This is a genomic window from Crocosphaera sp., from assembly GCF_030064895.1.
Lineage (GTDB): Bacteria > Cyanobacteriota > Cyanobacteriia > Cyanobacteriales > Microcystaceae > Crocosphaera.
The window spans coordinates 1-5,972 of the sequence record NZ_JASJEB010000169.1 but is presented as its reverse complement, the minus strand read 5'-3'; the positions used below and the strand labels follow the sequence as shown (position 1 = coordinate 5,972).

Sequence of the window (5,972 nt, the reverse complement as noted above, 5' to 3'; positions counted from 1 at the left end):
TTATTAATCACTGTCTTCAGCATCAAATTGGAGTGGTTGTTTTTGGCTGGAATGAAGAACAAAAAAAGAATGTTAATCTAGGCAAAAAGAACAATCAATCTTTTGTTTCAATTCCTACAGGTAAACTTAAAGAACGAATTAAACAATTGTGCCAACAATACGGCATTAAGTTTATTGAAACTGAAGAAAGTTATACCTCTAAAGCTTCATTTCTAGATAATGATTGGCTACCTACATTTGGTGAAAAACCCGAAGGGTGGCAACCATGTGCGATTCGTTCAGTCGAAACCTGCTCCTAGCAGGGGGATGACTGGCAACTAGGGGGTAATCCTTAAGGATTGAGTAAGCACTTTAATCCCCTCTAGATGACAACTCGATGACCTTGTAGGTGAACGTCAGTATCCTAGAAAGCGCAAGTCCCACCACTAAGGCACATAGTTGAAAGCATATTCTCAAGGATAGCGACTAGCCATCAATCCCTTAAGCGAGAATAAAAGCGGAAAGGAAAGGACAACCTGTGTCTAAACCCCGTGAGCAAGTCTCTATGGAGAACATGGTCTAAGGATGTGAATGAATCACCGTCACCACCAACCAGTGAAATCAGGTTGACACACTGGGAGTCCCAAAAGGGCATTAGTCAGAGTGATTTTATGTATGGTAAGACAAATCAAGTGCCACTCAAAGACTCGGTGAAGAGCATCCCTCCTAAAGAGACAAAACAAAGGTCATCGGGAACGAAGTAACCCACCTGCTTACTCTTGGTCAAGGTCGATTGGTCAAGTAATCAGCTAAGATGCAAAATCTACTTCTATAAGGTAGGTAGCAGGAGGGAAAGATAGAGTCAGAAGCAAACGCCTTGCTGTAATAGTAAGGACAAGCAGACGGACTCACGGTATAACGGAATGTAAAGCTACAAGTAGCAATAAATATGTTATGAACTCACCAAATTTGGCGAAGTATAAATGGGAAGACGTTAACTGGCGCAAGCTGGAAAAACGTATTTACAAGTTGCAAAAGAGGATTTACAAAGCGTCTGAACGTGGAGATGTCAAAGCAGTTCGCAGACTCCAAAAATTGTTAGTAAAGTCAAGGTCTGCCAAGGTTTTAGCGGTGCGTAGAGTTACCCAAGATAATCAGGGAAAAAAGACGGCAGGAGTGGACGGGGTTAAATCCTTGTCCCCAGTAGCACGTATTAAGCTCGTAAACAATTTGAAACTGGGTACAAAGGTTAAACCAACTCGGAGGGTTTGGATACCCAAGCCTAATGGGGAACAGCGACCTTTGGGAATACCTACCATGTATGACCGCGCCTTACAAGGGTTAGTTAAACTAGCCCTAGAGCCTGAATGGGAAGCTAGGTTTGAACCAAACTCCTACGGGTTTAGACCAGGACGTTCAGCCCATGATGCCATAGCAGCCATCTTTAGTGCTATAAAACAAAAATCCAAATACGTGCTTGATGCCGATATTGCTAAGTGTTTTGACCGTATCAACCACGAAAAACTTCTGCATAAACTAAACACCTTCCCCACGTTTCGGAGACAAATTCGAGCGTGGTTAAAAGCAGGTGTAGTAGATAGTAAGAAGTTATTTCCGACAGATGAGGGAACGCCACAAGGAGGAGTTATTTCACCTCTTTTGGCAAACATAACCCTACACGGTATGGAAGAAATAATAAAGGATTTAGCACTGACCTTTGACATGAGAAATCACAAAGGTCACCAAATAAATTGGAAAAAGAAGCAAAAATCAGTAAGTGTCATAAGATACGCTGACGACTTTGTTATCCTACACGAAGATTTGACAGTAGTTAAACGCTGCAAAAATCTGATGTCGGAGTGGTTGGCAGAAATGGGTCTGGAACTAAAACCAAGTAAAACAAGATTAGCTCACACCCTTGAAAACCTAGAAAACGAAGAAGCAGGATTTAACTTCCTTGGCTTCAATATCCGCCAATATAAGGCGAATAAATTCAACTCGGGAAGGGTAAACGGGAAGCTACTTGGTTTCAAGACAATAATCACCCCCAGTAAAGAAAGTCAGAAAAAGCACTACCAAAAGATAAAGGATGTCATTAATGACCATAAGAGCAAACGTCAAGATGTTCTAATTCAGAAATTAAGTCCTATTATCAGAGGTTGGTGCAATTACTTCTCTATAGGAGTAAGTCAAAAAGTCTTCTCAAGGCTTGACCATCTGATGTTCTGGAAGCTCTGGAAATGGGGTATAAAACGCCACCGCAAGAAAGGAAGTAAGTGGGTAAAATCCAAATACTTCAAAAACATAGGTGGCAACAATTGGACATTTGCTACATCACCCGATGGGGCTTGCCCTGCGGTGCTACTAAGACACGCAGAAACATCAATTGTCCGTCATGTCAAAGTCAAAGGGAGTAAAAGTCCCTACGATGGCGATTTAATCTATTGGAGTACAAGAATGGGCAAGCACCCAGAAATGCCAAATCGACAGGCTTATTTGCTGAAGAAGCAAAACGGGAAATGCGCCCACTGCGAATTGTTTTTCCGAGATGGAGATTTATTAGAAGTTGACCACATCATTCCCCGTTCAAAGGGCGGTAAGAATGAATACAAGAATTATCAACTGCTCCATCGACATTGCCATGATGAAAAGACCAGAACGGATGGCAGCTACGACCGCGTGGTTTCCATTATCCCAGATGACTACAGATGGGAAAACGATATGCTGGTTACGTGCTGATGACAACAGCCGTTAGACTGAGGAGCGGTGTGCGGTGAAAGTCGCACGCACCGTTTTGGAGAGCAGTGGAGGGGGCGACCTCTTCACTGACTTTACTCGCAAAGGTTCCCGGTTCCCAACCGATGAACTGGTTTAATTCATTGGCCATGATTTCCTCAACTACGTTGGGCAACTGTGCTGCTTCGTAAAATGAGGATGGCTGGTTAATGGTGGAGTTCACCAAGTCCATAATACCGGCCAAGGGAATAACACCGGAAAATTGTCGCCCCATATAACCAGGGGAGTGAACGGCGATACCTGTTTTCAAGTATAGGTCAAGGATGGCTGCTAGTTTTTCTTGTTCCCCTGAACCCAATGGGTTGCTTGGGGCGTTCATGATATCTTTGGCTTGTTTTAAAAGTTCATAAGGGTTGGTGAGATCAATGCCTCGGATCGAATTGTCTGCTAAATATTCTTCTAGCTTAGAGATAGCAACTTCGACATTTTTACGGAATAATTCGGGTTGAAAAGCTTCTAGTTGTAGTCCTGTTGGTTTGTCATTGAGTGATCTTTCCTCTAGAAAGTTTGATAAGACTTTTATGGAGTCAGATTGATGATTCAAAGGCATGGGGTTACTCTTCTATTAATGATATTGGCTATTGATCAATTCCGTTAAGCTTAGCCAGACGGAATAGTTTTTTGTGCCAAAAATTCCTGCAGACTAAGAACCTGTGCATAGGCAACTTCTAAGGCACTGAGGATGGTGCAATGGACTTCTCTAGCTGGAATTAAATGATTACGAAAAACAAGGTCTTTGGTGGCACAAGCATCGTGAATGACGACACATTGAAATCCTAAATCGGCTGCTGCACGGGTGGTAGAGTCGACGCACATATGAGTCATCGCACCACAGATGACTAATTCTCCGACTTCTATCTTTTTGAGTTCGTGCAGTAGGTTAGTTTCTCTGAAGCTATTGGGATAATATTTAGAGATGATTGATTCACCTTCAAGGGGTTTGACACTGTCATCTATTTCGGCTCCTGGGGTTCCCTCTACAAAAGGAGCAGCATTCGGTTCCCCTTTGGTTACGTGTTGTATATGGAAAACGGGTAAGTGATTTTCCCGATAGTATTTTAGCAACTGGCCTGCGTTTTGGGCTGCCCAATCCATGCCAAATAACTCCATGTAACCGTCTCGAAAGTAGTCTTTTTGGATATCAATGAGAATTAGGGCTGATTTCAACTTCTTTTCCCCTTTGGATAATCTATACAGATAGCAAGGCTACTGGTAATAGTAAAGCAATAACCCTTCCATTTGGGTTAACATCTTATTAACTTTGTTTTCTTTAATTTTTTCTTAATTTCTTCTGATAGCAGTTTTCATATCAATAGACTAAGGAGGGAAATGACAATTCCCCCCACACTTCCCACACTCAACTTAACTAAAATCTTGATACACCCAATTGAAAACCGCTATAATTCAACCCAACCACACAAAAACAAGAACCCCGACCGATAGCTGTCGCTATGGATCGGGATGAAAGCAGGGAAGCTAAATTCTAATCGTCTAACCCACCCCACAATAGAGTGCTAGGGAGCAACTTTTTCTCTGTCTTTTTGAGCCAAGAATTTTTCTAATTCTGTTAAAGCATCTGCATCTACTTTCGTTTGCATAGGACAGAATTTTGGACCACACATAGAACAAAATTCAGCCGTTTTGTAGATGTCTGCGGGTAACGTTTCATCATGATATTCCTTAGCTCGATCAGGATCTAAAGATAGCTCAAACTGACGGTTCCAATCGAAATTATAACGAGCTTCAGACAGTTGATCATCCCGATCTCTGGCCCCTGGACGATGACGAGCAATATCGGCTGCGTGTGCTGCTATTTTATAAGCAATTAAGCCATTTCTGACATCTTCTGCATCGGGCAACCCTAAATGTTCTTTAGGAGTCACATAACATAACATGGCCGTACCATACCAACCCGCCATAGCAGCACCGATCGCCGAGGTAATATGGTCATAACCTGGAGCAATATCTGTCACCAGAGGACCCAACACATAGAAAGGTGCTTCAGAACACTCTTCCATCTGTTTTTTCACATTAAACTCAATTTGATCCATCGGTACATGGCCTGGTCCTTCTACCATCACCTGTACATCATGTTGCCAAGCGCGACGGGTGAGTTGTCCAAGAGTTTTTAATTCTGCCAGTTGTGCTTCATCAGAAGCATCATGGGTACATCCTGGGCGTAAAGAATCCCCTAAACTAAAAGAAACATCATATTTCTTGAAAATTTCGATAATTTCATCAAAGTGGGTATAAAGAGGATTTTGCTGATGATGGTGTAACATCCAACGAGCAATAATACCACCCCCACGAGACACAATACCCGTCAAACGACTTCTAACTAGAGGCAGGTGTTCGATTAAAATACCTGCATGAATGGTCATATAATCTACCCCTTGTTGGGCGTGTTTTTCGATGATATGCAGAAAATCATCAGGGGTAAGGTTTTCAATCTTACCGTGAACACTTTCTAAAGCTTGGTAGATGGGAACAGTCCCAATGGGAACCGAAGACGCTTTAATAATAGCAGTGCGAATGGTGTCTAAGTCTCCCCCACCGGTGGATAAGTCCATCACCGTATCAGCACCATATTTAACCGCTAGATTCAGTTTAGCCACCTCTTCATCTAAATCAGACGAATTGGGAGACGCACCAATATTAGCATTCACCTTACACTTAGAAGCAATCCCAATACACATGGGTTCTAAGTTAGTATGGTTAATGTTTGCAGGGATAATCATCCGTCCCCGTGCCACCTCTTCACGGATTAATTCAGGGGGTAGATTTTCCCGTTTGGCTACATAGTCCATTTCTTCAGTAATAACGCCCTGACGTGCGTAATACATCTGAGAGACATTGCTTTGTCCCTTACGCTTGGCAACCCATTGTGTTCTCATACTTTGATACCTCTATAAACAGCTTCCCTACGCTGGTATTACCCAGTCTCAGGTTCTAAGGGTTTTTCTCAGCCTTATTCCACAGACACCCCTAGCTATGGATCACATTCTAACATTTATGTTTCTCTGTTTTGAGCGTTTGACCAGCTAAAAATTTTTCAGCCAAACTCTTGCATTGGTCAAAAAAATTTGTTATGCTTGTTAAGCGCTAAATAAATAAGTGCTTTAGCCGGGATAGCTCAGTTGGTAGAGCAGAGGACTGAAAATCCTCGTGTCGGCGGTTCAAGTCCGCCTCCTGGCATT

At 42.5% G+C, this 5,972-nt stretch carries 5 protein-coding genes, 1 tRNA gene and 1 riboswitch; of the genes, 3 read left to right on the top strand and 3 right to left on the bottom strand.

Annotated elements, in window-relative coordinates; translation table 11 throughout:
* Together QNJ66_RS25565 and ltrA are read left to right on the top strand one after the other, a co-directional pair.
* Nucleotides 1-299: IS200/IS605 family accessory protein TnpB-related protein (locus tag QNJ66_RS25565; RefSeq protein ID WP_300511483.1), on the top strand; the 299-nt coding region annotated here is incomplete at its 5' end.
* Nucleotides 300-933: 634 nt separating this feature from the next.
* Entirely contained in the window at nt 934-2,718 is a 1,785-nt protein-coding gene (gene ltrA, locus QNJ66_RS25560; protein ID WP_300511482.1) for a group II intron reverse transcriptase/maturase, read from the top strand.
* Here ltrA and QNJ66_RS25555 read toward each other — a convergent pair.
* The 3 genes from QNJ66_RS25555 to thiC all read right to left on the bottom strand — a co-directional run bounded on the left by QNJ66_RS25555 (nt 2,708) and on the right by thiC (nt 5,669).
* The gene (locus QNJ66_RS25555) at nt 2,708-3,325 is read right to left on the bottom strand and encodes a hypothetical protein (RefSeq protein WP_300511481.1); all 618 of its coding nucleotides are present in this window, start codon (nt 3,323-3,325) and stop codon (nt 2,708-2,710) included. The two genes, ltrA and QNJ66_RS25555, sit on opposite strands and share 11 nt — an antisense overlap.
* Nucleotides 3,326-3,375: 50 nt before the next feature.
* A complete protein-coding gene (locus QNJ66_RS25550; protein WP_300511479.1) occupies nt 3,376-3,942 on the bottom strand; it encodes a cysteine hydrolase family protein in 567 nt (188 codons plus the stop codon).
* Nucleotides 3,943-4,289: 347 nt separating this feature from the next.
* Nucleotides 4,290-5,669, bottom strand: coding sequence for a phosphomethylpyrimidine synthase (gene thiC, locus QNJ66_RS25545; RefSeq protein WP_300511478.1), 1,380 nt, complete (start codon nt 5,667-5,669; stop codon nt 4,290-4,292).
* Nucleotides 5,670-5,676: 7 nt separating this feature from the next.
* Nucleotides 5,677-5,772, bottom strand: a riboswitch (TPP riboswitch).
* 125 nt (nt 5,773-5,897) lie between these two features.
* Here thiC and QNJ66_RS25540 point away from each other — a divergent pair.
* Nucleotides 5,898-5,970 (top strand) — tRNA-Phe (locus QNJ66_RS25540).
* Nucleotides 5,971-5,972: the final 2 nt, after the last annotated feature.

Coding starts and splice junctions, on each gene's coding strand:
- ltrA (WP_300511482.1), top strand. CDS start 934: ATGAACTCACCAAATTTGGCGAAGTATAAATGGGAAGACGTTAACTGG.
- QNJ66_RS25555 (WP_300511481.1), bottom strand. CDS start 3,325: ATGCCTTTGAATCATCAATCTGACTCCATAAAAGTCTTATCAAACTTT.
- thiC (WP_300511478.1), bottom strand. CDS start 5,669: ATGAGAACACAATGGGTTGCCAAGCGTAAGGGACAAAGCAATGTCTCT.